At 76.2% G+C, this 25,871-nt stretch carries 23 protein-coding genes; 14 read left to right on the top strand and 9 right to left on the bottom strand.

Annotated elements, in window-relative coordinates:
* Position 1 precedes the first annotated feature (1 nt).
* The 3 genes from ilvA to BUE37_RS12485 form a co-directional block, all read right to left on the bottom strand.
* Positions 2–1,285 carry a threonine ammonia-lyase IlvA gene (gene ilvA, locus BUE37_RS12495; protein ID WP_073420427.1) on the bottom strand — a complete coding sequence of 428 codons (1,284 nt, stop codon included), beginning with the start codon at positions 1,283–1,285 and terminating at the stop codon, positions 2–4.
* Between the two features lie 215 nt (positions 1,286–1,500).
* Positions 1,501–7,557 (bottom strand): DUF4011 domain-containing protein, encoded by a 6,057-nt coding sequence (locus BUE37_RS12490; protein WP_073420426.1) that lies wholly within the window; start codon positions 7,555–7,557, stop codon positions 1,501–1,503.
* A 122-nt stretch (positions 7,558–7,679) separates the two neighbouring features.
* Positions 7,680–8,567 (bottom strand): isocitrate lyase/PEP mutase family protein, encoded by an 888-nt coding sequence (locus BUE37_RS12485; RefSeq protein ID WP_175562857.1) that lies wholly within the window; start codon positions 8,565–8,567, stop codon positions 7,680–7,682.
* A gap of 189 nt (positions 8,568–8,756) precedes the next feature.
* Here BUE37_RS12485 and BUE37_RS12480 point away from each other — a divergent pair, with 189 nt between their 5' ends.
* From BUE37_RS12480 to BUE37_RS23840, 7 genes are all read left to right on the top strand, one after another.
* The gene (locus tag BUE37_RS12480) at positions 8,757–9,449 is read left to right on the top strand and encodes a GntR family transcriptional regulator (protein WP_073420424.1); all 693 of its coding nucleotides are present in this window, start codon (positions 8,757–8,759) and stop codon (positions 9,447–9,449) included.
* The gene (locus BUE37_RS12475) at positions 9,446–11,506 is read left to right on the top strand and encodes a hydantoinase/oxoprolinase family protein (RefSeq protein ID WP_073420423.1); all 2,061 of its coding nucleotides are present in this window, start codon (positions 9,446–9,448) and stop codon (positions 11,504–11,506) included. The genes BUE37_RS12480 and BUE37_RS12475 overlap by 4 nt, the downstream gene beginning before the upstream one ends.
* Position 11,507: 1 nt before the next feature.
* Positions 11,508–13,385, top strand: a complete 1,878-nt coding sequence (locus BUE37_RS12470; protein ID WP_073420422.1) for a hydantoinase B/oxoprolinase family protein — start codon at positions 11,508–11,510, stop codon at positions 13,383–13,385.
* A complete protein-coding gene (locus BUE37_RS12465; protein ID WP_073420817.1) occupies positions 13,382–14,002 on the top strand; it encodes an isochorismatase family protein in 621 nt (206 codons plus the stop codon). The genes BUE37_RS12470 and BUE37_RS12465 overlap by 4 nt, the downstream gene beginning before the upstream one ends.
* A gap of 128 nt (positions 14,003–14,130) precedes the next feature.
* Positions 14,131–14,670 (top strand): hypothetical protein, encoded by a 540-nt coding sequence (locus BUE37_RS12460; protein WP_073420421.1) that lies wholly within the window; start codon positions 14,131–14,133, stop codon positions 14,668–14,670.
* Positions 14,671–14,918: 248 nt separating this feature from the next.
* Complete coding sequence (locus BUE37_RS12455; protein ID WP_073420420.1) at positions 14,919–15,374, top strand: NUDIX hydrolase; 456 nt, start codon at positions 14,919–14,921, stop codon at positions 15,372–15,374.
* A 477-nt stretch (positions 15,375–15,851) separates the two neighbouring features.
* Positions 15,852–15,995 carry a hypothetical protein gene (locus tag BUE37_RS23840; protein ID WP_175562856.1) on the top strand — a complete coding sequence of 48 codons (144 nt, stop codon included), beginning with the start codon at positions 15,852–15,854 and terminating at the stop codon, positions 15,993–15,995.
* Positions 15,996–16,059: 64 nt separating this feature from the next.
* On the opposite strand, the gene BUE37_RS12450 is transcribed toward BUE37_RS23840, so the two are convergent.
* Entirely contained in the window at positions 16,060–18,246 is a 2,187-nt protein-coding gene (locus tag BUE37_RS12450; RefSeq protein ID WP_073420419.1) for an MMPL family transporter, read from the bottom strand.
* Between the two features lie 102 nt (positions 18,247–18,348).
* Here BUE37_RS12450 and BUE37_RS12445 point away from each other — a divergent pair, with 102 nt between their 5' ends.
* The 3 genes from BUE37_RS12445 to BUE37_RS12435 all read left to right on the top strand — a co-directional run bounded on the left by BUE37_RS12445 (position 18,349) and on the right by BUE37_RS12435 (position 20,690).
* A complete protein-coding gene (locus tag BUE37_RS12445; RefSeq protein ID WP_073420418.1) occupies positions 18,349–19,080 on the top strand; it encodes a TetR/AcrR family transcriptional regulator in 732 nt (243 codons plus the stop codon).
* A gap of 100 nt (positions 19,081–19,180) precedes the next feature.
* Positions 19,181–20,152, top strand: coding sequence for a hypothetical protein (locus tag BUE37_RS12440; RefSeq protein ID WP_083628591.1), 972 nt, complete (start codon positions 19,181–19,183; stop codon positions 20,150–20,152).
* 115 nt (positions 20,153–20,267) lie between these two features.
* A complete protein-coding gene (locus tag BUE37_RS12435; protein ID WP_073420416.1) occupies positions 20,268–20,690 on the top strand; it encodes a hypothetical protein in 423 nt (140 codons plus the stop codon).
* A gap of 76 nt (positions 20,691–20,766) precedes the next feature.
* Here the strand turns inward: BUE37_RS12435 and BUE37_RS12430 are convergent, their stop codons facing one another.
* Positions 20,767–21,048: a DUF427 domain-containing protein gene (locus tag BUE37_RS12430; protein ID WP_073420816.1), complete on the bottom strand. Its 282-nt coding sequence runs from the start codon at positions 21,046–21,048 to the stop codon at positions 20,767–20,769.
* A gap of 150 nt (positions 21,049–21,198) precedes the next feature.
* On the opposite strand from BUE37_RS12430, the gene BUE37_RS12425 reads away from it, so the two are divergent.
* Positions 21,199–21,438, top strand: a complete 240-nt coding sequence (locus BUE37_RS12425; RefSeq protein WP_073420415.1) for a hypothetical protein — start codon at positions 21,199–21,201, stop codon at positions 21,436–21,438.
* Between the two features lie 112 nt (positions 21,439–21,550).
* Positions 21,551–22,072 carry an LppU/SCO3897 family protein gene (locus tag BUE37_RS23350; RefSeq protein WP_139252935.1) on the top strand — a complete coding sequence of 174 codons (522 nt, stop codon included), beginning with the start codon at positions 21,551–21,553 and terminating at the stop codon, positions 22,070–22,072.
* Positions 22,073–22,156: 84 nt separating this feature from the next.
* Here BUE37_RS23350 and BUE37_RS12415 read toward each other — a convergent pair whose 3' ends face one another.
* Positions 22,157–22,564, bottom strand: a complete 408-nt coding sequence (locus BUE37_RS12415) for a PaaI family thioesterase (protein WP_083628589.1) — start codon at positions 22,562–22,564, stop codon at positions 22,157–22,159.
* 71 nt (positions 22,565–22,635) lie between these two features.
* Between BUE37_RS12415 and BUE37_RS12410 the strand changes: the two genes are divergently transcribed.
* Positions 22,636–23,181 carry a DM13 domain-containing protein gene (locus tag BUE37_RS12410; RefSeq protein WP_217651224.1) on the top strand — a complete coding sequence of 182 codons (546 nt, stop codon included), beginning with the start codon at positions 22,636–22,638 and terminating at the stop codon, positions 23,179–23,181.
* Positions 23,182–23,185: 4 nt separating this feature from the next.
* Here the strand turns inward: BUE37_RS12410 and BUE37_RS12405 are convergent, their stop codons facing one another.
* The 3 genes from BUE37_RS12405 to BUE37_RS12395 all read right to left on the bottom strand — a co-directional run bounded on the left by BUE37_RS12405 (position 23,186) and on the right by BUE37_RS12395 (position 25,479).
* Entirely contained in the window at positions 23,186–23,623 is a 438-nt protein-coding gene (locus BUE37_RS12405; protein ID WP_073420413.1) for a GNAT family N-acetyltransferase, read from the bottom strand.
* A 9-nt stretch (positions 23,624–23,632) separates the two neighbouring features.
* A complete protein-coding gene (locus BUE37_RS12400; protein WP_245794569.1) occupies positions 23,633–24,673 on the bottom strand; it encodes an ATP-binding cassette domain-containing protein in 1,041 nt (346 codons plus the stop codon).
* A gap of 245 nt (positions 24,674–24,918) precedes the next feature.
* A complete protein-coding gene (locus BUE37_RS12395) occupies positions 24,919–25,479 on the bottom strand; it encodes a DUF6328 family protein (RefSeq protein WP_217651223.1) in 561 nt (186 codons plus the stop codon).
* 147 nt (positions 25,480–25,626) lie between these two features.
* Between BUE37_RS12395 and BUE37_RS12390 the strand changes: the two genes are divergently transcribed.
* Positions 25,627–25,854 carry a hypothetical protein gene (locus BUE37_RS12390; protein ID WP_245794567.1) on the top strand — a complete coding sequence of 76 codons (228 nt, stop codon included), beginning with the start codon at positions 25,627–25,629 and terminating at the stop codon, positions 25,852–25,854.
* The last annotated feature ends 17 nt before the right edge of the window (positions 25,855–25,871 follow it).

Here is a 25,871-nt window from a genome sequence, read left to right as displayed (position 1 = left end):
GTCAGGCGCCGCCGCGGACGAGGTAACGGTAGGCCGGCGAGTCCGGGTCCAGGTGCTGGATCCGCAGCGGGCTCGCCGCGGTGCGCGCGAGCAGGCCGGGCAGGCTGTCGGCGCTGCCGAGCTCGATGCCGGTGAGCGCCGCGCCGGTCTCGCGGTTGTCCCGCTTGACGTACTCGAACAGCACGATGTCGTCGTCGGGGCCGAGGACGTCGTCGAGGAAACGGCGCAGCGCGCCCGGCTCCTGCGGGAACTCGACGAGGAAGTAGTGCTTGAGGCCCTGGTGCACCAGGGACCGCTCGACCACCTCGGCGTACCGGCTGACGTCGTTGTTGCCGCCCGACAGCAGGCAGACGACGGTCTGCCCGGGCTCGACCCGCACGGTGCCGCCGGTCAGCGCCGCCGTGGCCAGGGCGCCCGCGGGCTCGGCGATGATCCCCTCGACCTGGTAGAGCTCGAGCATCTCGGTGCAGACCTGGCCCTCGGGCACGGCCACGAGCTCGGCGCCGGAGTCGCGGACCAGCGGGAAGGTGACGTCGCCGGCCCGGCGCACGGCGGCGCCGTCGACGAACGTGTCGATGGTCGGCAGCTCGACCGGATGCCCGGCCGCCAGCGCCGCGGCCATCCCGGCGGCGCCGGCGGGCTCCACCCCGACGAGCCGGGTGGCGGGGCTCGCCTGCCGCAGCCAGGTGCCACAGCCGGCGAGCAGCCCGCCGCCACCCAGGGGCAGGACGACGACGTCGGGGGCGCGGCCGAGCTGCTCGAGCACCTCGACGGCGACCGTCGCCTGACCGACCACGACCGGCCAGGCGTCGAACGCGGGGACGAGCGTGGCGCCGGTGGCGGCGGCCCGGGCCTTCGCGGCCGCGGCGGCGTCGTCGTAGGTGTCGCCGGCGACGACCAGCTCGACCATGTCACCGCCGAGCGCGCGGATGCGGGCGCGCTTCTGCCGCGGGGTGGTGCCGGGGACGAACACTGCCCCGCGGACGCCGAGCGCCCGGCAGGCGTACGCCACGCCCTGGCCGTGGTTGCCGGCGCTGGCGCACACCACCCCGGCGGCGCGGGCGGCGTCGTCCAGGCGGCTGATCGTGTTGTAGGCGCCGCGCACCTTGTAGGAGCGGCCGACCTGCAGGTCCTCGCGCTTGAGCCACACGTCGGCGCCGGTGAGCGCGGACAGCCGCTCGTTGCGCTGCAGCGGCGTGCGCTCGGCGATCCCGGCGAGCCGGCCGACGGCGTCGCGCACGTCTGCGGGGAAGCGGTCGAGCTCGGGGACGACGGCGGTGCTCACGGGGGTCCATCCTCCCTGGCGGGGCGGGTGTGCTCCCGGGCGGAGTCGTGCTCTGCACACCTGTGCGTGCAGAGCACGACTCCGCTCCGGGACACATGTCTCCTGAGCGCGGTCGTGCTCTGCCCCGCCGGTGTGGGCAGAGCACGACCGCGCCCGGCGGCCCTCCTGCAGGGGCCCGTCACGAGCGTGCGAGTGGCGGGGGGCAGGAGGGTCCTTCAGCAGGCGGTGACGCGGCCGTCGTCGGTGACGGCGAGCCGGCCCCCGGCAGTGCCGCGGTCGAGCACCGCGGCCAGCAGCGGGGTCAGCGACGGCGTGCGGCGGCGGTAGCCGAACACCTCGGCGGTGCGCAGGAACAGATCCTCGCGGGGCAGCCCGCCGACGGCGCGGCAGAGCGCCACCATCGCGTTGACCACCTCCTGCGCCGGCACCTGCTCCAGCGGGCGCGTGGCGCTGGTGGTCTGCCGGCGGTAGACGGTCCAGCCGGCCGGGTCCAGCGACGCCGGCCAGACGACGTCGCCGTCCAGCGTGTGCGGCGGCAGCAGGGCGAGCAGCGCGTCGCGGCGGGCGTCGGTGACCCGGGACAGACCGAACGCGCCGGCGGCGATGCGCGCGAGGCGGTCGCGGTGCACCGGCCCCTCGGCCTTGAGCCCGGCGGCCAGCACCCGGGTGACCAGGCGGGCGTGGCGCGGGTCGGCGAGGGCGTCGAGGACCTTGCGGTCGCCGGCCGGCTTGGGCGCCCAGGCGCGGAAGCGCTGCTCGACGGGCCCGGACTCCGTTGACTCCGCAGACTCCCCGGCCTCCTCGGGCTGCTCGTCGGCGACGGGCGGGACGACGCTCAGCGCGACCGGCGGGACGGCCTCGGGCTCGTCGGCCACCGGGTCGGCGTCGGCGCGGGGGAGCGGCAGCGCGGCGACCGCGGCCGAGACCACCGAGCGCAGCGACGGCAGCCCGCGTGGGCCCGGCTCGGGGGCGGGCTCGGTGGTGACGGGCTCGGGCGCGACGGGCTCCGGCGCGGCGGGCGACTCGACCGCGGGCACGGCCTCGACTACGGTCAGCACCGGCGCGGGGGAGGCGGTGGCCGGCGCGAGCACCGGCGCGGGCGCGGCGTCCACCGCGGCGACCAGGCGGTCGAGCACCGCGTCGCGGTCGCGCAGCCACGACGGCAGCCAGACCCGCTCCACCGCGGGCCAGCCGAGCAGGCCCGACAGCACGTCGACGGGCAGGCCGTCGCGGTCGCCGACGGTGCGCCGCCGCGCCCACGCCGGGCCGTCGAGCAGCACGGCCACGACCGGGGCGTCCGGCGCCCCGGAGCGGGCCAGCGACAGGTCGACGCGGAAGTCCGACAGCCCGACGTCGGTGCGCACGACGAGCCCGCGCGCCCGCAGCGCGCCGGCGATCTCCTCGCGGTGCCGGTCGGGCGTCCCGGGCCGGCGCGCCTCGCGGGGCAGCGCCTCGGTGCCGAGCGCGGCGAGGTCGAGGTAGGCGCGCAGGTGCTTGATGCCGAGCGACGACGTCTGCTCGGCCCGTAGCGCCGACGGGTCGAAGGAGGAGAAGACGACCACCTGCCGGCGCGCGCGGGTGACCGCCACGTTGAGCCGCCGCTCGCCGCCGATGCGGTTGAGCGGGCCGAAGTTCAGCGGCAGCACGCCGCGGTCGTCGGGGCTGAAGCCGGTGGAGAACAGCACGACGTCGCGCTCGTCGCCCTGCACGTTCTCCAGGTTCTTGACGAACAGGCCCTCGCCGTCGGTGCGGTCGAGCGCCTCGGTCAGCCGCTCGTCGCCGGCGTCGCGCAGCAGCGACTCGATGTAGGACCGCTGCTGGGCGTTGAAGGTGACCACGCCGATCGAGGGCACCGCGCCGGGCGAGGCGTCGAAGCGGCGGCGGATCTCCGCGACGACGGCCTTGGCCTCCATGGGGTTGGTGCGCAGCAGCCGCCCGGCGCCCGAGCGGTGGAACGTGCCCTGCACCCGGACCAGCGAGATGCCGTGGCCGTCGACGTCGGGGGTCGCCGGGCCGTGCGCCGGCGCGGGGAAGGAGGACAGCCGGTTGTCGTAGTAGTGCGCGTTGCTGAAGGCGATCAGCGACTCGTCGCGGCTGCGGTAGTGCCAGGACAGCCAGTGCCGCGGCACGCCGGCCTGCACGCACTCCGACAGGATCGACTCCTCGTCCTCCACGGCGACGCCGAGCAGGTCGGGCAGGTCGTCGCCGCCGCCGGCCGCGGGCTCGCCGAAGGACGTCGGGGGCATCTGCCGGCTGTCGCCGACGACCACCGCGGAGCGGGCGCGGCCGAGCGCGCCGACGGCGTCGGCCACCCGGATCTGCGAGGCCTCGTCGAAGACGACCAGGTCGAACTGGCCGGCGCGGACGGGGAAGAAGCGGGCCACCGAGTCGGGGCTGACCAGCACGCACGGCAGCAGCGCGGTCACCAGGTCGCCGTACTGCGTGAGCAGGGCGCGCACGCCGAGTCCGCGGCGGCGGGTGAGCTCCCGCTGCAGCTCGCCGAGCCGGTCGGTGCCCTCGGACCCGACCGCGTCCAGCCGGCGGGTGGTAAGCACGGCGGCGGGCAGCGCGGCGGTGAGATGCCGGCGCACGGCCCGGGAGGCGGCGGTGAACCGGTCGATCGCGCGGCCGTGCGCGGCCTCGTCGAAGGCGTCGAGGCCGGTGGCGGCGCGGCGCTCGGCAGTGGAGGCGGCGGCCAGGCCGTGCTCGAAGGCGCGCGGCGCGTCCTCGGCGGGCAGCCGGCCGCTGACCAGCGCGGCGCGGGCGTCGAGCAGGCCGGCGGCGCGCAGCGGCTCCAGGGTGTCGAGGAACTCCGCCCAGCGGCGCAGCGACATCAGCCCGGAGTGCTCGACGCCGCGCTCGGGGCGGGTCATCGCCCAGCGCAGCAGCACGCCGTCGTCGCCGCACCAGTCGGCCAGCCGGCGCGGGGTGCTGCGGCAGACACGCAGCAGCTCCTCCAGCCCGTCGCGCAGCCGGGCGACCGCGGCGGCCGCCGCGGCCGACGGGCCGGGGCCGGAGACGACGTAGCGGCGCAGCGCGACGGCGAACTCCCGCGCGCTGTCGGCGACCGCGCCGGCGCGGCGCAGCCAGGCCACCTGGCCCTCGAGCAGGTCGGGCTCCAGCAGCGGGTTCCAGCCGGCCGGGACCGACAGGCCGGGGATGACGGCGGCGCGCGCGGCGATCCCCGCGGCGGCGCTCTGCACCCGCCACAGCGCCGCGGTCAGCTCGGGCACGTCGCGCAGCCGCACGGCGACACCCGGGCGCAGCACCGGCGCGAGCTGGGCGCGCACCTCGCGCAGCCCCTCCTGGCGGGCCCACATCCGCCCCGCCTGCGCGGTCTGCGCGGCGACGAACAGCTCGCCCAGCGGCAGCGCGAGCGCCTCCGGCGTGGCCAGCTCCAGGCCCGGGTGCACCGTGCCCGCGAAGGCGGCCACCTCGGCCAGCACCGCCGTCGTCGCGGCGGTCCAGCGCTCGGTGGGCACCTCGTCGAGGACGTCGAGGCCGACGGCGGGCCCGGACAGCAGGTGGGCCAGGTCGTCGAGGTCGCCGGGGCTGCGCACCTCGCGCAGCGCCCGCGCCAGGTGCTCCTCCGCGGGCAGCGCGCGCATCGCGTCGTCGACGGCGATGGCGGCCCGGTGCGCGGCGGGGAGGTCGACCCGCGCGGTGTCGACGAACGCCCACGGGTGCCGCGGCGAGGGCCGCACCAGGTCGGCGACGTCGGGCAGCAGGGCCAGCGCCCTGCGCACCGCGGTGAGCGTGTCCTCCGGGGCGGCCGCGGCGAACGACTGCGCCACCGGCAGCGCCGGCACGTCCCCGCCGACGGCGAGCCGCGCGGTGCGCGCCGAGTAGTAGGACATGCCGGCCGCGTTGACCGCGTGCAGCCGGTCGGCGTAGCGGGCGAGCGTGCGGCGGGCGGCGCGCAGGTCCTCGCCGTCGGCGGCCAGGGCCTGCTCGTCGGCGACGACGACGGCCTCCAGCGCGTCGCGGAGCCGGGCCCGGACGGCGGTGGCGCGGGCCCGCTCGTCGTGCAGGTCGAGCACCAGCGGGCCGAGGCCCACGGCGTCGAGGCGGCGGGCGACGACGTCGAGCGCGGCCCGCTTCTCGGCGACGAACAGCACCCGGCGGCCGTCGGCGACGGCGCGGGCGAGCAGGTTGGTGATGGTCTGCGACTTGCCGGTGCCGGGCGGGCCCTCGAGCACGAACGTGCGCCCGGCGACGCCCTCGGCGACCGCCTTCAGCTGCGAGGCGTCGGCGGGCACCGGGCAGCGGGCGGCGAGCTCGTCGAGGTCGACGTCGGCGGCCGCGGCCGGCACCGGGTCGGCGAAGGGCTCGGCCGGCGCGTGCACCAGGTGGCCGACCAGCGGGCTCGCGGCGAGCTCGGCCCACGACTCGTCGAGGTCGCGCCACAGCCGGTAGCGGGCGAACTGCAGGACGGCGAGGTCGGCGGTGGCCTCGACGCGGAAGGGCAGCCCGGCGTCGAGGAGCGCCTGGCGCACGGTGGCCAGCGCGCTGTCGACGTCGAGGTCGCCGTCGGCCCCGGCCAACCCGGGGATCTCCAGGCCGTGCTCCCGGCGCAGCTTCTCCAGCAGGCACCAGTTCGGGCTGGCGCCGGCGGCGTCGTCGGCGGTGAGCCGGTAGGCGCCGGTGCGCCCGGCGGGGGAGAGGACCACCGGCAGCAGCACCAGCGGCGAGCGCAGCGGGCGGCCGTCGAGCTCCCAGGACAGGCTGCCGATCGCGACGTAGAGGTTGTTGGCGCCGGTCTCCTCGCGCACCGTCCGGGCCCGGTGCGCCAGCCCGCGCAGTCGCGGGAGGTAGGCGCCGTCGCTCAGGTCGGCGTAGACCTCGCGGCGCTCGTGCAGCACCTCGCCGAGCACGCCGACCGGCAGCTCGCGCGCCGAGCGCAGGCCGCGCACGTTGTCGGCCGGGCGCAGCCGGTCGCTGGGCACGAGGGTGACCGCGCCGTCGCCGGCGAGCAGCTCGGCCAGCGTGGCGAGGTAGAGGCCGGGGACGACCAGCGGCAGCCCGGCGCCCTCGGTGTAGTTGACCAGCCGGTTGCGCAGGCTCAGGTCGAGCAGGCTGTTCTTCCACTGCTGCACCCGCGGCGGCACGCCGGGGCGGCTGCCGGGCACCGGGGCGGCGTGCCGGCCGGCCGGGCGGACGGTCGGGTCGTGCTCGTCGGCGCGGTACTCGACCACCTGCAGCGCGCCGTCGGGGCCGCGCAGCCGGGCGGGCAGCGGCAGGATCCCGTCGCGGCGGGCGCGGTGGACGTCGGTGACGCCCAGCAGCCGGTCGGCCGCGCCGGTGAGCCACGCGTCGGCGGCGGCGCGGTGCAGTCGGTCGGCGTCGGGGTCCTCGATACCGCGGCTGGTGAGCAGCGTCGTCTCCACCAGCCGGACCAGCCCGAGGGCGACCAGGTCGGCGAGCGGGGCGACGTCGGTGGTGGCGGCGCTCTCGGCGCTGCGCTCCTCGCGCCAGTAGCCGAGGAAGGCGTGCCCGTCGGCGATCCACAGCAGCGTGCGGACGCCGGCCGCCTCCAGCGCGGCGGCGAGGGTGACGGTGGTGTCCAGCGGGGTGCCGACGCGGCCGTCGAGCACGTCGGCGGGGGTGCGCACCCGCTGGGCGATGTGCGCCCAGTCGGCGGGTGCCTCGCTGTGCCGGATGCCGCGGGCGCGCATCGCGGCGGCGACCGCGGCGACGATCTCGTCGACCCGGTCGGGCCCGGCCGCGTAGCCCTGCACGGACGGGTCGTCGGTGCGCTCGTGCAGCAGCGCCGCGGCCTCGTCGAGCAGCGCCGGCACCGCGGGGTGGTTGGGCTGCACGTGCGCGGCGAGCATCTCCAGCGCCAGCGGCACGGGGGAGGCCAGCCACTGGCTCGCGGCGAGCACGTGCACGGGGACGGCGGTGCCGCCGACGTCGGTGCCCCCGGCGACGACGTCGATCTCGATGACGCCGGGCCGCTGCTCCTCGATGTGCAGCATCGCGGCGGCGTCCATGACCAGGCCGACGTCGCTGAGCACCGTGGTGGCGTCGCCGTCGAGGTCGACGGGGACCTCGACGACGCTGCCGATCGGGCCCTCGGCGTCGCGCACACCCAGGCGCACGACGGCGCCCTCGACCGCGGCGCCGCGGGTGGTGACCGCGAGCCGGGACACGACCGGGACGCGGTTGACGGCGAGCGCGTAGGACAGCACCGGGGTGCTGGTGGCCGCGATCGCCACGGCCGCCCGGGGAGCACCGTCGTGCGGATGCGGCCGGGTGTCCGTGGTGCTCACGGTGTCCTGTCTACCGGTCCGGACGGACCGGTCCGGACATCCCCGCGAGCGTCTGGGACGGGTGTGACGGACGGGGAGAGACGTTGCCCTCCGGTCGCCCCCGGGTGCCGATGTGGACGGACTCAGCCGGCGAAGCGCTGCTCGAGGTCCTGCACCTCGGGCAGGCCCACGAGGTCGGTGAACTCGCCGAAGGTGGGCAGCCCGTCTAGGGGCGGGACGCCCTGCTGCTTGAGCGAGGCGAGCAGCGACCGGACGCCGGCCGTGGCCGCCAGCAGCGTGCCGATCGGGTAGATGACCAGCGCGAACCCGAGCTCGGCCATGCGCTCCAGCGACAGCGGCGGCGTGCGCCCGCCCTCGGCCCAGTTGAAGACCAGCGGCGCCACCCCGGCGAGCTCGCCGGCCACGCGCTCGACGTCGGCCTCGGTGGTCGGCGCCTCGACGAACAGCAGGTCGGCGCCGGCCCCGGCGTAGGCGCGGGCGCGGGCGAGCGCGTCGTCGACCCCGGTGACGGCGACGGCGTCGGTGCGGGCGATGAGCACCAGGTCGGGGTCGCGCCGGGCGGCCGCGGCGGCGCGGATCTTGCCCACCATCTCTCCGGCGCCGATGAGCGCCTTGCCGCTCATGTGCCCGCACTTCTTGGGCATCACCTGGTCCTCGAGCTGGATGCCCGCGACCCCGGCCTGCTCGTAGAGCTGCACCGTGCGGACGACGTTGATCGCGTTGCCGTAGCCGGTGTCGGCGTCGGCGATGACCGGCACGTCGACGGCGGCGGCGATGCGGCGCGCGTTGTCGACCATCTCCGCGCCCGACAGCAGGCCGACGTCGGGCCGGCCGAGCAGCCCCGCCGTCGTGCCGAAACCGGTCATGTAGACCGCGTCGAAGCCGGCCTGCTCGACCAGCCGGGCGGTCAGCGCGTCGTAGGCGCCCGGCGCCATCAGCGGGCCGGGGCCGGCGAGCAGCTCGCGCAGCCGCGCCCGCGGGGCCCGCGCACCGCTCAGCAGATCCGCCACGGTGGCCTCCTCGTGTGTCGTCCCGGTCCCGCGCGGTTGCATACAGCGACCGTCGCGGTGGCCGTGCGTCGTCGCGAGTCTGCACCGTCCCCGACGTGCAGGGCAACGGTCCGGAGAGTTCCGCCGGGGCCCTTGTGCGCACCCGCGGCCACCCCTACCTTGCATGCAATCCCCGAGGAGGTGTGACCGTTGACACGCCCTCTGACGTCCGCCGAGCGCGCCCTGGCGACCCTCCGCGACCTGATCATGGGCGGCGACCTGGCTCCCGGCGCGCGGCTCGGCGAGGTGGAGCTGGCCGAGCGGCTCGGGGTGAGCCGCACGCCGGTCCGCGAGGCGCTGTCCCGGCTGGCGTCCGAGGGGCTGGTGGAGCTCGTCCCCAACCGCGGCGCCCGGGTGGCTACCTGGACGGTCGCCGAGCTCGAGGGCGTGTTCGACCTGCGCTCGGTCCTGGAGCCGCAGCTCACCGCGCACGCCGTCCCGAACGCCCGCCCGGCCGACGTCGACGCCCTCGACGACCTCGCCCGCCGGATGCTCGCCGTCGGCACCCCCGGCCCGGACCAGGACCTCGACGCGCTCGTCCCGCTCAACCGCGCGTTCCACGACCGGCTGGTCGCCCTCGCCGCGCACCCCACGCTGGCGGCCGCGCTGGCCGCCGCCATCCACCCGCCGATCGTGCGGCGCAACTTCCTCACCTACGACGAGGAGTCGCTGCGCCGCAGCCTGGCGCACCACGCCGAGATCGTCGCCGCCCTGCGCGCCGGCGACCCGGAGTGGGCCCGCGCCGTCATGACCTCGCACATCGCCAACGCCCGGGCCGTGATGGTCCGGGCGGCCCGGCTGCAGGCCACCGATCCCGCGACCCGCACTGAGGAGACCGCATGAGCTACCGGCTCGGAGTCGACGTCGGGGGCACCTTCACCGACGTCCTGCTCGTCGACGAGGACAGCGGCGCGACCTGGCGCGCCAAGACCGCCTCCACCCCGGCCGACCAGGCAGTCGGCGTCCTCACCGGCATCGGGAAGGTGTGCGCCGACGCCGGCATCTCGATGCGCGAGGTGGCGCAGGTGCTGCACGGCACCACGGTGGCCACCAACGCGATCCTCGAGGGCAAGGGCGCCCGCGTCGGGCTGGTCACCACGCGGGGCTTCCGGCAGGTCCTGCAGATCGCCCGCTCGTTCGTGCCCGGCGGGCTGGCCGGCTGGATCATCTGGCCCAAGCCCGAGCCGCTGGCCGACCTCGAGGACACCGTCGAGGTCGAGGGCCGGGTGGCCAGCGACGGGTCGGAGGTGCGCCCGCTCGACGAGGCCGACGTGCGGGCGCAGCTCGAGCGCCTCGCCGGCCGCGGCGTGCAGGCCCTCGCCGTCAGCCTGGTCAACTCCTTCGCCGACGCCTCGCACGAGCGGCGCATCCGGGAGATCGCCACCGACGTGCTGCCCGGCGTCCCGGTGTCGCTGAGCTCGGACGTGCTGCCGGAGCTGCGCGAGTACGAGCGCACGCTCACCACCGTCGCCAACGGCTACGTGCAGCCGCAGGTGGAGAAGTACGTGCGGCACCTGTCCGAGGGGCTGCGCGAGGGCGGGGTGGCCGGCGAGCTGTCGATCCTGCGCAGCGACGGCGGCCTGCAGTCGGCCGACGCCGCGGTGGAGGCGCCGGTGAGCATGCTGCTGTCGGGCCCCGCCGGCGGGGTGACCGGCGCGGTGTGGGTGGCCGAGCAGTGCGGCCACCGCGACCTCATCACCTTCGACATGGGCGGCACCTCCACCGACGTGGCGCTGGTGCGCGACCTCGCCCCGCGGATCGGCCGCGAGACGAAGGTCGGCGACCTCACGGTGCGGGCCTCCAGCGTCGACGTGCGCACCGTCGGGGCCGGCGGCGGCTCGATCGCGCACGTGCCCGAGCTGACCCGCGCGCTGCGCGTCGGCCCGCAGTCCGCCGGCGCCGACCCCGGCCCCGCGGCCTACGGCAAGGGCGGCGTCGAGCCCACGGTCACCGACGCCAACGTCGTCCTGGGCTACCTGCCCTCGGACCTCGCCGGCGGCGAGATCACCCTCGACGTGCAGGCCGCGCGCGACGCCGTGAGCAAGGTGGCCGAGGCGATGGGCCTGGACTCCCCGGAGGCCGCGGCCGCCGGGATCGTCGACATCGTCAACGAGAACATGCTCGGCGGGCTGCGCCTGGTCTCGGTGCAGCAGGGCTTCGACCCCCGCGACTTCGCGCTGGTCGCCTTCGGCGGCGCCGGGCCGCTGCACGCCAACGCGCTCGGCGTGCTCACCGGCGCGTGGCCGGTCATCGTGCCGCCGTCGCCCGGGGTGCTGTGCGCCCTCGGCGACGCCACCACCAGCCGCCGCGACGAGTCCGCCCGCACCGTGCTGCGGCGCTTCGGGCAGCTCGGCGACGGCGAGCTGGTGCAGGTGCTGCGCGAGCTCGCCGACGACGCCGGGCAGCGGCTGGCCGCCCACGGCACGCCCCGGGAGCAGCAGACGGTCGGCTACCAGGTCGACGTCCGCTACCACGGGCAGGGCTTCGAGATCCCCGTCGAGGTCGACCCCGCGTGGCTCGACGGCGGCAGCCCGCTGGCCGAGCTCGGGCGGGCCTTCGACGCCGAGCACGACCGGCTGTTCTCCTTCCTGCTCACCGTCGACCACGAGCTGGTCAACGCGCGCGCCACCGTCACCGGCCCGCGGCCCGACGTCGCGCCCGTGCGGCTCGAGCCCGGCGACGGCGACCCGAAGGGGGCGCTGGTGAGCGAGTCCCCGGTGCACGTCGGCGGCGAGCGCGTGTCCGCGTCGGTCTACGACCGGGCCCGGCTGCGCGCCGGCGACATCGTCGCCGGTCCCGCGATCGTCACCGAGATGGACAGCACCACCCTCGTCCTGCCCGGGCACGTGGCCACCGTCCACGCGTCCGGCTCGCTGCTGATCACCCCCGTGGAGGGCTGACATGGCACGGATCGTCGAGACGGCCACCGGCACCGTCGAGCGGGTCGACGTCGACCCGGTCACCCTCGACCTCATCGAGAACGGGCTGCGCAACGCCCGCTACGAGATGGACGAGGTGCTGTTCCGCACCGCGCTGTCGCCGGGCATCCGCGAGCAGCACGACGAGTTCCCGCTCATCGCCGACCCCGCCGGGAAGATGGTCGTCGGCCAGTTCGGCCTGTCCATCCCCGACTTCCTCGAGGGCTTCGACGACACCGTCGAGGAGGGCGACGTCCTCCTCACCAGCGACCCCTACGCCTGCGGCGCCGCGATCAGCCACGCCAACGACTGGCTCGTCGTCGTGCCGGTGTTCCACGAGGGCCGGGTGGTCGGGTGGGCCTCGATGTTCGGGCACATGTCCGACGTCGGCGGCAAGACGCCGTCGTCGATGCCCACCGACGCCCGCACCATCTACGAGGAGGGCGTCGTCATCCCGCCCTTCAAGCTCTACCGGAAGGGCGTGCTCAACGAGGACGCGCTGCGGATCGTGCTCAACCAGGTCCGCATGCCCGACTGGAACCGCGCCGACCTCAACGGCCTGGTCGCCGCCTGCCGCACCGCGGGCCGGCGGGTGGTCGAGATGTGCACCCGGTTCGGCACGGCCACCTACCTGTCGGCGCTCGACGCGCTGCTGCAGCGCAACCACGACGCCATGAAGGTGCTGCTGCAGATGGTGTTCGAGGAGGGCCGGACGCTCTCGTTCACCGACTACATCTGCGACGACGGCGTCGGCAACGGGCCCTACGAGCTCAAGCTGTCGCTCACCCGCACCGGCGAGAAGGTGCACCTGGACTTCACCGGCTCCTCGCCGCAGGCGGCCGGGCCGATCAACTACTACATCAACGAGAACCTGACCCGGATGTTCTTCGGGATCTACATGATCACCGTCGCCGACCCGCAGATCCTGTGGAACGACGGCTTCTACCCGCTGGTCGACGTCACGATCCCGGACGGCTCGTACTGGAAGCCCGCGCACCCGGCCGCGCTCAACGGCCGCAACCACGGCATCGGGCGGGTGTTCGACCTCTTCGGCGGGCTGCTCGGGCAGACCAACCCCGCGCTGCTCAACGCCGCCGGCTTCTCCTCCTCGCCGCACTTCATGTACTCCGGCCACTACTCCGGCGGGGAGCGGAAGGGCGAGTGGTTCCAGCTCTACTCGATCGGCTTCGGCGGCATCCCCGGCCGGCCGCTCGGCGACGGCCCCGACGGGCACTCGCTGTGGCCGAGCTTCGTCAACATCCCCTGCGAGTACCTCGAGTCCTACTACCCGCTGCGGATCGAGCGGTGGGAGACCGTGGCCGACACCGGCGGGGCCGGGCTGCACCGCGGCGGCAACGGCGTCGACGTGGCCTACGTGTTCGAGGAGCCCGGCGAGATCGCCATCCACGACGACCGCTGGCTCACCTACCCGTGGGGCGTCAACGGCGGCGAGCCCGGCGCCCGCGGCCGCAAGTGGATCGACCGGGCCGACGGCACCCGCGAGGTGCTGCCCAGCAAGTGCCACGGGGTGTCCGTGCACCCCGGCGACGTCCTGCACTTCGTCACCTGGGGCGGCGGCGGGTGGGGCGACCCGCTCGAGCGCGACCCCGAGCTGGTGGCGCAGGAGGTGCGCCGCGGGCTGGTCACCCAGGACGGCGCCCGGCGCTACGGCGTCGTCGTCTGCGACGGCGGCGAGGTCGACGCCGAGGCCACCGAGACGCTGCGCGACCAGCTGCGCGCCGACCGGCCCGCCGACCTGCCGGTGTTCGACATGGGCCCGCCGGTGGAGGAGCTGCTGGCGCGCTGCGAGGAGGAGACCGGGCTGCCCGCGCCGCGGCGGCCGGTGTGGTCGGCGACGTGACCGGTGCCGGGCCGCACGGCTCGGCGTTCTCCGGCCGGGTGGGCTGGGGGACCCGCCCGGCCGTGCTGGTGATCGACCTCTGCCGCGCCTACACCGAGCCCGGCGGGCCGTTCGCGCTGCCGGACCCGGCGCCCGCGGTGGAGGCGGCGCGGGCGCTGGTGGAGGCCGCCCGCGCCGGCGGGCACCCCGTCGTCTGGACGGCGGTGCGCTACGCGGCCGGGCTCGCCGACGGCGGGCTGTTCGTGCGCAAGGTGCCGGCGCTGGCCGCCTTCGCGGAGGACGCGCCCGGGGACTGGGGCCGGCTCGCGCTGACGCCGTCGCCGGGGGAGCCGGTGGTGGTCAAGCAGTACGCGTCGGCGTTCTCCGGCACCTCGCTCGCCTCCACCCTGCACGCTGCCGGGGTGGACACGGTGGTCGTCGCCGGCGTCTCGACCTCGGGGTGCGTGCGGGCCACGGCGATGGACGCGCTCAACTCCGGCTTCCGCCCGCAGGTGGTGCGGGAGGCGTGCGCCGACCGGAGCGCGGCGCTGCACGAGAACAACCTGGCCGACCTCGACGCCAAGTACGCCGACGTGACCGGCCTCGCCGAGGCGCTCGCCCACCTGGGGCGCGGGTAGACCGCGGCTCCTCCCGGGTGACCCCCTCCCGGGAGGAGCCGCCCCTCCTGGGGCGGGTGTGACGGGCCGGCGGCCCGCCCGCGGGTCGCGAAACGGATCCGGCCCGCCCGCTCCGTAGGTTCGCCCGGATGGACACCGCCCGCCTCGACCCGGTCGACCCCGCAACCGACCCCGCCGTCGACCCCGCGGGGGAGCAGGACACCGACGTGCTGCCCACCCGGTCCCGGCACCGCGCGGCGCCGGCGGGGGTGCGCCGGCGGTGGGTCGGCGTCGGCGCGGCGGTCCTGGTGCTGCTCGTCGCCGGGCTGGCCGTGCTGGTCGCCCCGGCCGTACGCGGGGGTGGAGCGCCCGAGGCGCCGCCGCTGTCGGGGCCCGCGCCGGCGAGCGCGCCGCCGGCGGGGCGGACCGCGGTGCCGCCCTCGGCGCCGGAGCCCGCGTCGGAGGCCGCGCCGTCGCCGGACCCGGAGCCCGCCCCGGTCGCGGAGGAGCCCGCGCCCACCGCGACGCCGGAGCTCGAGGTGCCCGCGACCCCGCCCCCGCCCATCGCGCCCGTGGTCCCCGCCCCGTGCGACGACGGCCCGGGGCGCGGCGACGGCCCGGGCAACGGCCACGGGCGCGGGAACGGCCCCGTTGGCGGGCACCGCCCCGGGCCCGACGGCTGCCGCTGACCGGTGTGACGGTCGCGTGACGACTCGTCCCACCGCCGGTGTCGGCGCCCCGGGCGGGACCGCCGCCCGGCAGCCTGCGGTCTCCACCCGCTGACGGAGGAGGCCGGAGATGGCGTGCGAGCACTGCGGGACGAGGCGGCTGCCCGGACGGTTCTGCCACGGCTGCGGGCGCCGGGCGGCGCCCGTACCGACGGGCGGTCGCCGCCCGCTCGACTGAGCCGGGGCGCCGCCCGTGCGAGGGTGGGCCGGTGCCGAGGCGGAGCGCGGGGATCCTGCTGTACCGGCTCGCCCCCGCGCCGCAGGTGCTGCTCGGCCACATGGGCGGGCCGTTCTGGGCGCGGAAGGACGACGGCGCCTGGTCGATCCCGAAGGGCGAGCACGGCGACGACGAGGAGCCGCTCGCCGCAGCCCGGCGCGAGTTCGAGGAGGAGCTCGGCAGCCCCGTGCCCGCGGCGGCGCTGATCCCGCTCGGTGAGCTGCGGGCCGGGTCGAAGCTGCTCACCGTGTGGGCGGGGGAGGGCGACCTCGACGCCGGCGCGATCGTCAGCGGCACGTTCGAGCTCGAGTGGCCGCCGCGGTCGGGGCGGGTCCAGCACTTCCCGGAGGTGGACCGGGCCGCCTGGTTCGGTCTCGACGAGGCACGGGTCAAGCTGGTGAAGGGGCAGGTGCCCTACCTCGACCGCCTGGCGGCGCTGCTCGCCTGATCACGACGGTCGTCCCCGCCGGTTGTCGACGCCCGTTGTCGACCTGCGGTCGTCTCCCGGGCGCCGAGGCAGCACCGGGTCGATGAGCGGCGCGCGGGTGGCCGCACGGCGTCCCCGGTACCGGCCGGGGGAACGGCGTGGGTCGGTCGGGTGACGCTTCGTCCCACCGCGGCGCCGGCGCTGTCGCCGGGGCGCGGGAGCTGTCACCCTCGGCGGCCACCGTCACCGGGAGGTCCCGTGAGCACCGCGCACCGCTGTTCCGGCCAGGCCTGCGCCTGCGCCCCCGCGTCCCGTCCGGTCGCCACCGCCGTCGTCCGCCGGCGCCCGCGCTGGGGCGCCGGGCCGACGGGCGACGTCGCCCAGGTGACGGATCGCTGACGAGTCGTCCCACCCGTCACACGCGGCGCGGGCACGTCGGCGCGGGGTGGCAGGGTCCTGGCTCCCCGGTCCGACGGACCCCGAGCGAGGAGACCCCGCGTGCTCTGTGAGACCTGCGCCGCCGAGACGCACCCCGGCCCGGTGTGCCAGCGCTGCGCCACGCTGGCGCAGCTGACCCAGCCGGTGCTCCGGCTGGAGACCCGCCGCCGCCCGCCGGTGCCCCCGGCCGTTCCCGCCCGCTGACGCGGCACCGGCTCCGCGGGGAGTCCCGCGGAGCCGGTGCGATCGAGGCGCAGAGCCCGGTAGGTCAGGCCATGCCGGCCGGCTCCAGCGGCCGCGCCGCCGGCGCCGGGGGCTCCTCGTCGTCGGACTCCGTGATGCCGTACCGCGCGTAGAGGCGGCCCAGCGGCCCCGGCGCCCACCAGTTGGCCCGGCCGAGCAGCCGCATCGTCGCCGGCACCAGGAGCGTCCGGACGACGGTCGCGTCCACCACGATGGCGATCGCCATCGCCACGCCGATCATCTTGATGAAGGTGATCCCCGACGTGGAGAAGGCGCCGATCACCACGAGCAGCAGCAGCGCGGCGCTGGTGATGATCCCGCCGGTGCGCTGCAGCCCGGTGGCCACCGCGGCGGTGTTGTCGCCGGTGAGGTCGTACTGCTCGCGGATGCGGGACATGAGGAACACCTCGTAGTCCATCGACAGCCCGAACACGATCGCCAGCACCAGGATCGGCTGCGTTGCCTCGATGAAGCCGGTCGGCGTGAAGCCCAGGGGCCCCGACAGGTTGCCGTCCTGGAAGATCCACACCAGCGCGCCGAACGAGGCGCCCAGCGACAGCACGTTCATCAGCACCGCCTTGACCGGCAGCACCACCGAGCCGAAGGCGAGGAACAACAGCACGAACGTCGTCCCGACGACGAGCAGCGCCATCCACGGCAGCAGCGAGCCGAGGCTGTCGAGCAGGTCGGTCATCACCGCGCTCTCCCCGCCGACGAGCACCTCGCCGCCCGGCGGCGCCGGCACGTCTCGGACGTCGCCCACCAGCGCGCGGGCGTCGGCGTCGACCGGGTCGCCGGCGTAGGCCACCGACACCCGCGCCGTCGTCCCCTCGGCGCCGGTCACCGTGGCGCCCTCCACCTGGGGCAGCGCGGCGACGTCGGCCACGTAGGACTCGAGCGCGGCGGCGCCGGCGGGGGAGTCGACCGGGTCGGCCAGGCTGACGACGGCGGTCACCGGGCCCGACGGCGAGGTCGGGAAGTCCTCGTCGATCGTCTCGGCCACCACCCGGCTCTCCGTGCCGGCCGGCAGCACGCGGACGTCGATGGCGCCGAACTGCACCCGCAGGAACGGCAGGGCCAGCACCACGAGCAGCCCGACGACGGCGACGGTCACGAGCACCGGGCGCCGCATCACCCCGCGGGCGACCCGCTCCCACCAGCCGCGGCCCGGGACGGTGGCCACCGCGCGCCGGTGCCACGGCAGCGCCAGCGCGTCGACCCGCGGGCCGAGCACCGCCAGCAGCGCCGGCAGCAGCGTCAGCGCGGCGAGCATCGCGACGAGCACCGCGGCCACCCCGCCGAAGCCCATCGAGCGGAGGAACACCTGCGGGAAGACGACGAGGCCGGCCAGCGACAGCGCGACCGTGACGCCGGAGACCGCCACCGTCCGCCCGGCGGTGGCCATCGTGCGGGCGAGGGCCTCCTCGACGCTCGCCCGCCGGCGCACCTCCTCGCGGAACCGGCTCACGACGAACAGGCCGTAGTCGATGGCGAGGCCGAGGCCGAGGATCGTCACGATGTTGACGGCGAACACCGACACCTCGGTGAACAGGCTGACCACCCGCAGCGCGGTGAAGGCGCCGAGGATCGCGGTGACGCCGATCGCCAGCGGCAGGCTCGCCGCGGCCAGGCTGCCGAACACGACGACGAGCAGCACCGCGAGCACCGGCAGCGAGATCATCTCCGCGCGGGCGATGTCCGCGCCGACCCGGTCGTTGATGTCGCGCTCGACCGTGGCGGCACCGCCGACCGACACCTCCAGCCCGGGTGCCGCGAGGTCGTCCTCGATCGCCTCCAGCGCCTCGGTGCGCGCGTCGGCGTCGCCGGCCAGCGTCAGCACGGCGTAGGTGGACCGGCGGTCGTCGCTGACCAGGGGAGGGGCGCCGCCGTCGAACCACGTCGTCGTCCGCTCGACCAGGCCGGCGGGCAGCGCGGCCAGCGAGCCGGTGACCGCCTCGGCGTAGGCCGGGTCGTCCACGGTCAGGTCGTCGCTGCGGTACAGGACGACGACGTCGGCGGCGTCGCGGCCCAGCTCGCTGTCGGCGAGCGCCGCGGCGCGGGAGCTCTCGCTGCCCGGGTCGTCGAAGCCACCGCCGGTGAGCCGGCCGAACACGCCGGTGCCCCACACGGCCGCCACGACGACGGCCAGCGCGCTGAGCGCGAGCACCAGCCGGCGTCGTCGGTACACCACTCGTCCGAGGGCCTCGAACACGGCGACCCCTCCTCGTCCTGATAGATTGGTGAACGCCGTTAGCGAACGGCGGTAACTCTGCATACACCGTTCACTGATGTCAACGGCAGGAGGTGGACGGCGATGGCCGGACCGGTGAACAGGCGGGAGCGGGCGCGCGCCGACACGCTGCGCGACATCCGCGGCGCGGCCCGTCGTGTCCTGGTCGAGCACGGCGTCGAGGGCCTGGCACTGCGGGCGATCGCCCGGGAGGTCGGCCTGACCCCGCCCGCGCTCTACCGCTACTTCGCCAGCCGCGAGGAGCTCGTCGAACGGGTGGTCGCCGACCTCTACGACGAGCTGTGCGACCGGCTGGAGGAGGCCCGCGACGCCGTCGCCCCGCCGCGACCCGGGGTGCAGCTGATGACCGCCGCGCGCACCTTCCGCCGCTGGGCGATCGACCACCCGGCCGAGTTCGGCCTGCTCTTCGGCAACGCGGCTGACGGCGTCGTCCCCGAGAAGGCCGACGACGGCCCCGCGGCCGCCGCCGGCCGGCGCTTCGGCGGCGTCTTCGCCGCGCTCATGGCCGCCGTCTACCTGCAGCAGCCCTTCCCCGTCCCTGCCGACGGCGACCTCGACGAGCGCTACCGGGACCAGCTGCGCGCCTGGTGCGCCAAGCTCCCGGTCGAGCTCCCGCTCGGCGTCATGGCGGTGTTCCTGTCCTCCTGGGTGCGCCTGTACGGGCTGGTGTGCATGGAGGTCTTCGGCCACCTGCGGTTCGCCCTCGACGACGCCGCCTCGCTCTTCGAGGCCGAGATGCACGACGTCGCCGTGCGGCTGGGCATCGAGGCCGACCTCGTTCACCCGGAGGAGTGACCGACCTCACCGCTAGCAATCCGCTTGCTCTAGTTAGCAGGGGCCGGGGCGGGGCATACCTGGGAGGTCAGGCCGTACCCGACCGTTGGAGTCCTCCGTCGTGACCGACCACGCCAAGATCGTCAACCAGCTCCGCGCGCTGGTCCTGCTCACCCAGACCGAGGAGCAGGTCGCCCGCACCCGCGTCTCGCAGGCCCGCACCGACGCCGTGCGCCGCGAGCTCACCCAGAACGCCGACAACGCCGCCGAGCGGACCCGGCTCATCACCGCCGAGCTGCGGGAGCTCGGTGGCGTCCCGGACGTCGTCACCCCCGTCGTCGGCCGGCTCTCCGCCGTGCTCAAGGCCACCTTCGAGCAGGCCGAGCCGCTCGAGGAGGCCCTGCTGCAGGACCTCTCGCTCGAGCACCAGCTGCACGACCGCGCCACCTACCTCAAGGTGCTCGGCCAGGCGGCCGGGCTCGCGAAGGTCGAGCGCCTCGCCGAGGGCCTCGTCGCCGCCCACGAGGCCACCATCGAGTGGCTGACCGTCGTGCTCGCCGAGGAGGCGCTGGGCGGCCCCGCCGCGCTGCAGGCCACCCCGTTCCAGCAGGTCGCCGGTGTCGCCGCCCGCGCCGCCAACGCGCCGTACCGCTTCGTCGCCAACCGGGTGAACGAGGCCCTCGACACCGCCCAGCAGCGCCGCGAGGCCGCGGGCGACCGGCTCGGCGAGGTGGCCGGCAAGGCCTCCACCCTCACCGACGCCGTCCGCGAGACCCTGAGCGTCGGCCGGGCCGCCACGCTGCGCCGCGCCGAGCGGATCGCCCGCCGCGAGGGCAACCGCGAGGCCGCCGACGCCGCCAAGGCCGCCCGCGAGGAGCTGGGCGACGTCACCGCCGACGAGCTGCCGGTGAAGGGCTTCGACTCGCTGTCGACCTCGGACGCCGCCAAGGCCGCCAAGGCCCTGCGCGACCCGCACGCCATCCGCGTGCTGATCCGCTACGAGGAGACCCACAAGAACCGGTCCAGCGTGGTCAGCGCCGCGCAGGTCGCCCTCGCCGAGGTCGCCAAGGAGGCCGTCGGCGTCGACAGCTGACGCCGCCACTCTCCGGAGGGCCCGCACCCACCCCGGGTGCGGGCCCTCCGCGCGTCCGTGAGATCCCGCTCGCAGCGGCTCGCCGCCGTCCGGTACCTCGGGGAAGGTGGGAGGCATGCAGATCACTCCCGAGGCCCTGGAGCAGGAGTTCTCGCTCCAGACCGCCGCCACCCGCCTGGACTTCCTGAGCCGGCGGGACTCCGGGACCACGTCCCTGAACACCGTCGCCGACCGCGACGACGACGACTGGAGCTCGCTGCTCTCCGACGAGACGCAGCTCGACGTGCCCGAGTCCCTCGAGCTGCTCGCCCTCGGCGAGGTCATCGCCCGCAAGGCCCACGACAGCCAGCTGACCGGCTTCCGCGCGGCCCTGCGCGGCGGGGCGAGCTGGGAGCAGATCGCCGCCGCCCTCGACGTGACGCCGGCCGAGGCGTGGGCCAGCTACCACCGCGTCATCGAGCGCCAGGAGCGTTCCGCCGTCCTCGACGCCCCGGCCGCCGCCGCCGCGCGCGAGCTGGCCGGCGCCCGCCCCGCCTGACCGCCCCTCGCACCTCCGCGGTCCTCCCGGGCCCGGCCGCACCCCGCGGCCGGGCCCGCGCCGTGTCCGGGGGCGGTCAGCGCACCTCGACGCCGCGCCAGAAGGCCACCCGGCCGGTGATCTCCTTCGCCGCGTCCTTCGGCTCGGGGTAGTACCAGGCGGCGTCGGGGTTGGTCTGCCCGTCGACCTCGAGGGAGAGGTAGGAGGCCTCGCCCTTCCACGGGCAGGTGGTGTGGGTGGAGGAGGGGCGCAGCACGTCCTCGCGCACGGACTCGCGCGGGAAGTAGGCGTTGCCTTCCACGGTGACGATGTCATCGGACTCGGCGATGACGGTGCCGTTCCAGGTCGCAGTGGTCATGGGGTGATCGTCCTCCGCCACGGCCTGCGGCGTCACCCCGTCGTGCGCGATCCGGGTGCCCGCGACGTGCGTACCGGCAGGGCGGCTGGGCATGTGTCGGGAGAACGGGCCCCGTGCCCCGACCGCCGTCCCCGACCGTGAGGAGCACCCATGTCCCACCCCGCCGCCGCACCCGACCCCGAGGACCCGCGCCGCGGGATGAACCCCCGCCCGAAGCGCGGCCGGGCGCTGTTCCTCGGCACGTTCCTCGGCCTGATCGTGATGGTCTTCGCGATCATCCTGCTGGTCAGCCAGTGCGGCACCGGCGACGACGACGAGGTCTACGACGACGACAACCAGGGCCTCGCGCTCGTCGTCGACGAGGCACTCCCGGCACTCCTGCCCGCCTGACCCCACGGGGGGAGGTCCGGGCGCGTCCTCCTGACCTGCGACGACGCCGCGTGTGATGGTGCCCCGCGGACGGCGCCGCCCGGTGACCGTCAGGCACACCGAGGAGCACGTGATGACCAACCCGGGACAGCCCGGCCAGCCCTTCCCGCCGCAGGGCGGCCCGCAGCAGCCGGGTCAGCCCTTCCCGCCGCAGGGTCAGCCGCAGCCGGGCCAGCCGTACCCGCAGCCGGGCCAGCCCTTCCCGCCGCAGGGCGCGCCGGGCCAGTTCGGCGCCACCCCGTTCGGCGGCCCGGGTCAGCCGGCGCCGAAGTCGGGCAAGGGCAAGCGTATCGGCAGCGTCGCGGCGGCGGTCGCCGTCGCCGGCGGCATCGCCGCGTTCCGGTTCTTCGGCGTGGGCGACCCGGAGGTCGGGGACTGCATCGCGCAGGAGGGCGCCAGCAGCTTCGAGACGGTCGACTGCGACGACGAGTCCGCGCAGGCGCGCGTCGTCGGCGTCGTCGAGGAGAAGGTCACCGAGAGCGAGTTCTACGAGACCAGCTACCAGCCCTGCGGCGAGTGGCCGACGGCCACGCAGGCGCTGTGGAGCGGCGACACCGGTGGCGAGGGCACCGTGTTCTGCGCCGAGGACGTCTGAGTCCCCTGCACCTCCGCGAGCGCCCCGTCGGTCCATCCGGCGGGGCGCTCGTGCGTCGTGGCCCGGCTCAGCGACCCCTCCCGGTCAGTGCTGCAGGACGGCGAAGGTGGCGACGGCGTGCGCCAGCGCCCGGCCCTCCTGCTCGACGTCGGCCTCGCAGATCGTCAGGTGCTCGCCGCGGGTGCGCACGCGGCCGCGCACCTCGAGCGGCCCCGGCTTCCCCGGGCGCAGGTAGGTGACGGTGAGCTGGCTGGTGGCCGGCACCTCGCCCTCGCCGGTGGTGGTGCGCACGGCCTGGCCCATCGCGGTGTCCACCAGCGTCGCCAGCACCCCGCCGTGCAGCGTCCCCGCGGGGTTGAGGTGCTCGTCGCGGACCTCGAAGTCGAGGACGGCCGCGCCGTCGTCGCCCTCCCGCACGCGGGCGCCGAGCCCGCCCGCGAAACCGCCCACCGAGCCGCCCACCGAGCCGCCACCGTCCCCGTCGTCCGCCATGCCGGGCCGGTACCCGGGGCCGCGTCCGGGACACCCCACGGACCGCGCGGTCCGGTCTAGGGTCCGCCGCCGTGACGGTGCGGCTGCGGACGTGGATCCTGCTCGGGGCGGTGGTCGCCGTGGTGCTCGCGGTGGTGACCCTGGTGTGGTTCCAGCCGCAGAAGCTCTTCTACGACAGCCGCGTGGACGAGGCGCCGCCCACCGTCGCGGCGGACGCGCCGTCCCCGTCGGCAGCGGCACCGGGTGCCCCGGTCGCGCCGGCCGGCCCCGTCGACCTGGCCACCGGCACCTTCGTCTCCCGCGAGCACGAGACGGTCGGCACCGCGCGGCTGGTGCAGCTCCCCGACGGTCAGGTGGTCGTGCGGCTCGAGGGCTTCGAGACCTCCAACGGTCCCGCCCTGTTCGTCTACCTCTCGCGGAACCCCGCGGGCGGCGAGGAGGCGGCCTTCGACGACGAGGCCGTCGACCTCGGCGCGCTCAAGGGCAACGTCGGCGACCAGAACTACGCCGTGCCCGCGGGCGTCGACGCCACGGGCTACACCAGCGTGGTGATCTGGTGCGACCGCTTCGACGCCGCGTTCGGCGCCGCGGACCTGATGCCGGCCACCGCAGCCTGAGCGCTCAGGCCGGTTCGCGGCGCATCGGCACGTGCGGGATGCCGTCCTCGACGTAGCCCGGGCCCGACAGCCGGAACCCGAACCGCTCGTACCAGCCCTGCAGGTGCGCCTGGGCGCCGAGCGTCACAGGGAGGCCGTCGCTGAGCGCGACGCCCTCCTCGACCAGCCGCGCGGCCAGGCCCCGGCCGCGGGCGGCGCCGGCGGTGGCCACCCGGCCGATCGCCCGGGTGCCGCCGTCGTCGAGCAGCCGGATGGTGGCGAGGACCGCGCCGTCCTCCTCGAACCACAGGTGCAGCGTCCCGGGCTCGGTGTCGCGGCCGTCGAGCTCGGGATAGGGGCACTCCTGCTCGACGACGAACACGTCGACCCGCAGCCGGCACAGCGCGTAGACCTCGAACGGGGTGAGCTCGGCGAAGCGGGCGGTGCGCAGGGCGGGCGGCATCCGACCGTTCTAGCGCACCGCCGGCCACGGCCCCAGAGGCGGCTCGTCCGCGGCGGGCCGGCCGGTCAGGGCGAGCAGGACCTCGTCGAGGCCCGGCCGGTCGAGCGAGAACTGCGCGAGGTCGATGCCGGCGTCGCCCAGCGCGGCGAGCGCCCGGGTGGCCGGCGCGGACCCGGGGACCCGGGCGGTGAGCGCGGTGAGGTCGGCGTCGGCCTCGACCGGTACGCCGAGCACCCGCTCGAGCAGCTCCCGGGCCTCGGCGCGGCGCTCCCGCTCGCGCACCCGCACGTGCAGCGTGCCCGGTCCCACCGACGCCTTCAGCTGCGCCGGGCTGCCCTCGGCGACGACCCGGCCGGCGTCGAGGACGGAGACGCGGTCGGCGAGCAGGTCGGCCTCGTCCAGGTGGCCGGTCGACAGCAGCACCGTCGTCCCGCCCCGGACCAGCGCGCGGACGACGTCCCACACCTGGTTGCGGCTGCACGGGTCGAGCCCGGCGGTGGGCTCGTCGAGGAGGACGACGTCGGGCCGGACGACGATGCTCGCGGCGATGTCGGCCCGCCGCCGCATGCCGCCGGAGTACCGCCCGACCCGTGTGCCCGCGGCCCCGGTGAGGCCGAAGGCGCTCAGCAGCTGGTCGGTGCGCCGGCGGGCCGCGGCCCGTGAGTAGCCGAGCAGCCGGGCGAGCAGCAGCAGGTTCTCCGCGCCGGTGAGCTCCTCGTCGAGGGAGGCGAACCGGCCGGTGAGGCCGACCCGCGCGCGGACCGCGCCGGGCTCGCGCGCGACGTCGTGACCGAGGACCCGCGCCCACCCGCCGTCGGGCGGGACCACCGCGGCCAGCATGCGGAGGGTGGTGGTCCTGCCCGCGCCGTCGGGCCCGAGGAGGCCGTGGACGCCGCCCTGCGGGACGAGCAGGTCCACCCCCGCGACCGCCGTCGTCGACCCGAACCGCTTGGCCAGGCCCATGGCCTCGACCGCGGGGACGTCGCCGCTCCCGCCCGCCCGCCCGCCGGCCGGCACGGTGTCGCCGAGGTGCGCCGTCACCTGCCCCACCCCCTGCTCCCGCGCCGGGTGCCCGCACGGTGCGCACGGGTCTGACGGGCAGACGGCGCCCGGGGCGCGGACTCATCGCTGTCGGTGCCGGCGGCCAGGATCGCGGGCGTAGGAGGACCGGGCCGGGCGCCGCCGGCTGCACGCGCGCGGCGCTGGGCCGGCCGGCTCCGCGGGACGAGTGAACCCCGGTGGCCCGTTCATGGCGGGGAAGCGGGCCACCGGGGTCCAGTGGTCGCGGCCGGGGGTCACTCGTCGTCGGCGCCCCCGCGGGCCCGCTGCACGGCCGGGCTGCCGATCCACAGCCAGCCGAGCAGCACGGCCACCACGCCGCCGGTGACGAGAGCCTGCGGCAGCGCGAACAGGAAGTCGACCACCAGCACCACGGCCGCGACGATCGCGACGGCGAGCACGCACAGGCCGAGGAAGGCGAACCGGTTGCTGCGCCGCAGCAGGTCCTCCTTGTCGTGCTGGCGGAACAGCGCGCGGTGCTGCGCGGCCGGCGCGATGAGCAGCGCGGTGGCCACGACGACAGCCACCAGGGTCACGAAGTACACGTCGCGCTGGAAGTCCGTGGCCCGCTCGGTCGCCTGCTGGAACGGCACGACCAGCAGGAACGCGAAGAGGAACTGCACGCCCGGCAGCGCTACCCGCAGCTCGTTGAGCAGCTCCATCAGCTCGCGGTCGATCCGTTCCGCGCGGCTCTCGTCCCGCCCGTCGTCCCCCCGGCGGTCGTCGTGACCGTCGCGCTGTGCGGGGACCGGCCGCGTGCCGCGCCGTGCCCGCTGTCCCGATCCCGTGGTGGCCATCGTCGGCTCCTCTGCCGTCCGTGAGCCGGTCCGGTGACCCGGCTCGATCCCGTCCGTATGCCCACTCGCCACCTCCGTGTCACCTGACGTCCACCTCACCCGGCGGCGACGGGGTAGGGGAGGGGCATGACGTCGATGTGGGAACCGATGACCCCGGAGCTGGGCAACCCGGACGACGGGATCCCCGCCGCCGACCCGGGGGCCGGCGCGCCGCCCCCGGCCGAGGGCTTCGGCGTCGGGGGCGAGGAGCCCGACCGTCCCGAGGAGGCCGACCGCCCCAGGGAGACCGGGGAGGACTCGCCGGCCCCCGACGGCGCCGACACCGCCTTCCGGACGCCCGACCCGGCCGACGTCCACCGCGACCCCGCCGGCTGACGTCCGGATGACGTCCC

Source organism: Geodermatophilus nigrescens (genome assembly GCF_900129495.1).
Taxonomy (GTDB): Bacteria; Actinomycetota; Actinomycetes; order Mycobacteriales; family Geodermatophilaceae; genus Geodermatophilus; species Geodermatophilus nigrescens.
The sequence above is the reverse complement of the archived record's forward strand: the minus strand, read 5'-3'. Positions and strand labels throughout refer to the sequence as shown.

Coding starts and splice junctions, on each gene's coding strand:
- BUE37_RS12460 (WP_073420421.1), top strand. CDS start 14,131: ATGGACACCGCCCGCCTCGACCCGGTCGACCCCGCAACCGACCCCGCC.
- BUE37_RS12390 (WP_245794567.1), top strand. CDS start 25,627: ATGACCCCGGAGCTGGGCAACCCGGACGACGGGATCCCCGCCGCCGAC.
- BUE37_RS12470 (WP_073420422.1), top strand. CDS start 11,508: ATGGCACGGATCGTCGAGACGGCCACCGGCACCGTCGAGCGGGTCGAC.
- BUE37_RS12435 (WP_073420416.1), top strand. CDS start 20,268: ATGCAGATCACTCCCGAGGCCCTGGAGCAGGAGTTCTCGCTCCAGACC.
- BUE37_RS23350 (WP_139252935.1), top strand. CDS start 21,551: ATGACCAACCCGGGACAGCCCGGCCAGCCCTTCCCGCCGCAGGGCGGC.
- BUE37_RS12430 (WP_073420816.1), bottom strand. CDS start 21,048: ATGACCACTGCGACCTGGAACGGCACCGTCATCGCCGAGTCCGATGAC.
- BUE37_RS12425 (WP_073420415.1), top strand. CDS start 21,199: ATGTCCCACCCCGCCGCCGCACCCGACCCCGAGGACCCGCGCCGCGGG.
- BUE37_RS12415 (WP_083628589.1), bottom strand. CDS start 22,564: ATGGCGGACGACGGGGACGGTGGCGGCTCGGTGGGCGGCTCGGTGGGC.
- BUE37_RS12405 (WP_073420413.1), bottom strand. CDS start 23,623: ATGCCGCCCGCCCTGCGCACCGCCCGCTTCGCCGAGCTCACCCCGTTC.
- BUE37_RS12445 (WP_073420418.1), top strand. CDS start 18,349: ATGGCCGGACCGGTGAACAGGCGGGAGCGGGCGCGCGCCGACACGCTG.
- BUE37_RS12395 (WP_217651223.1), bottom strand. CDS start 25,479: ATGGCCACCACGGGATCGGGACAGCGGGCACGGCGCGGCACGCGGCCG.
- BUE37_RS12475 (WP_073420423.1), top strand. CDS start 9,446: ATGAGCTACCGGCTCGGAGTCGACGTCGGGGGCACCTTCACCGACGTC.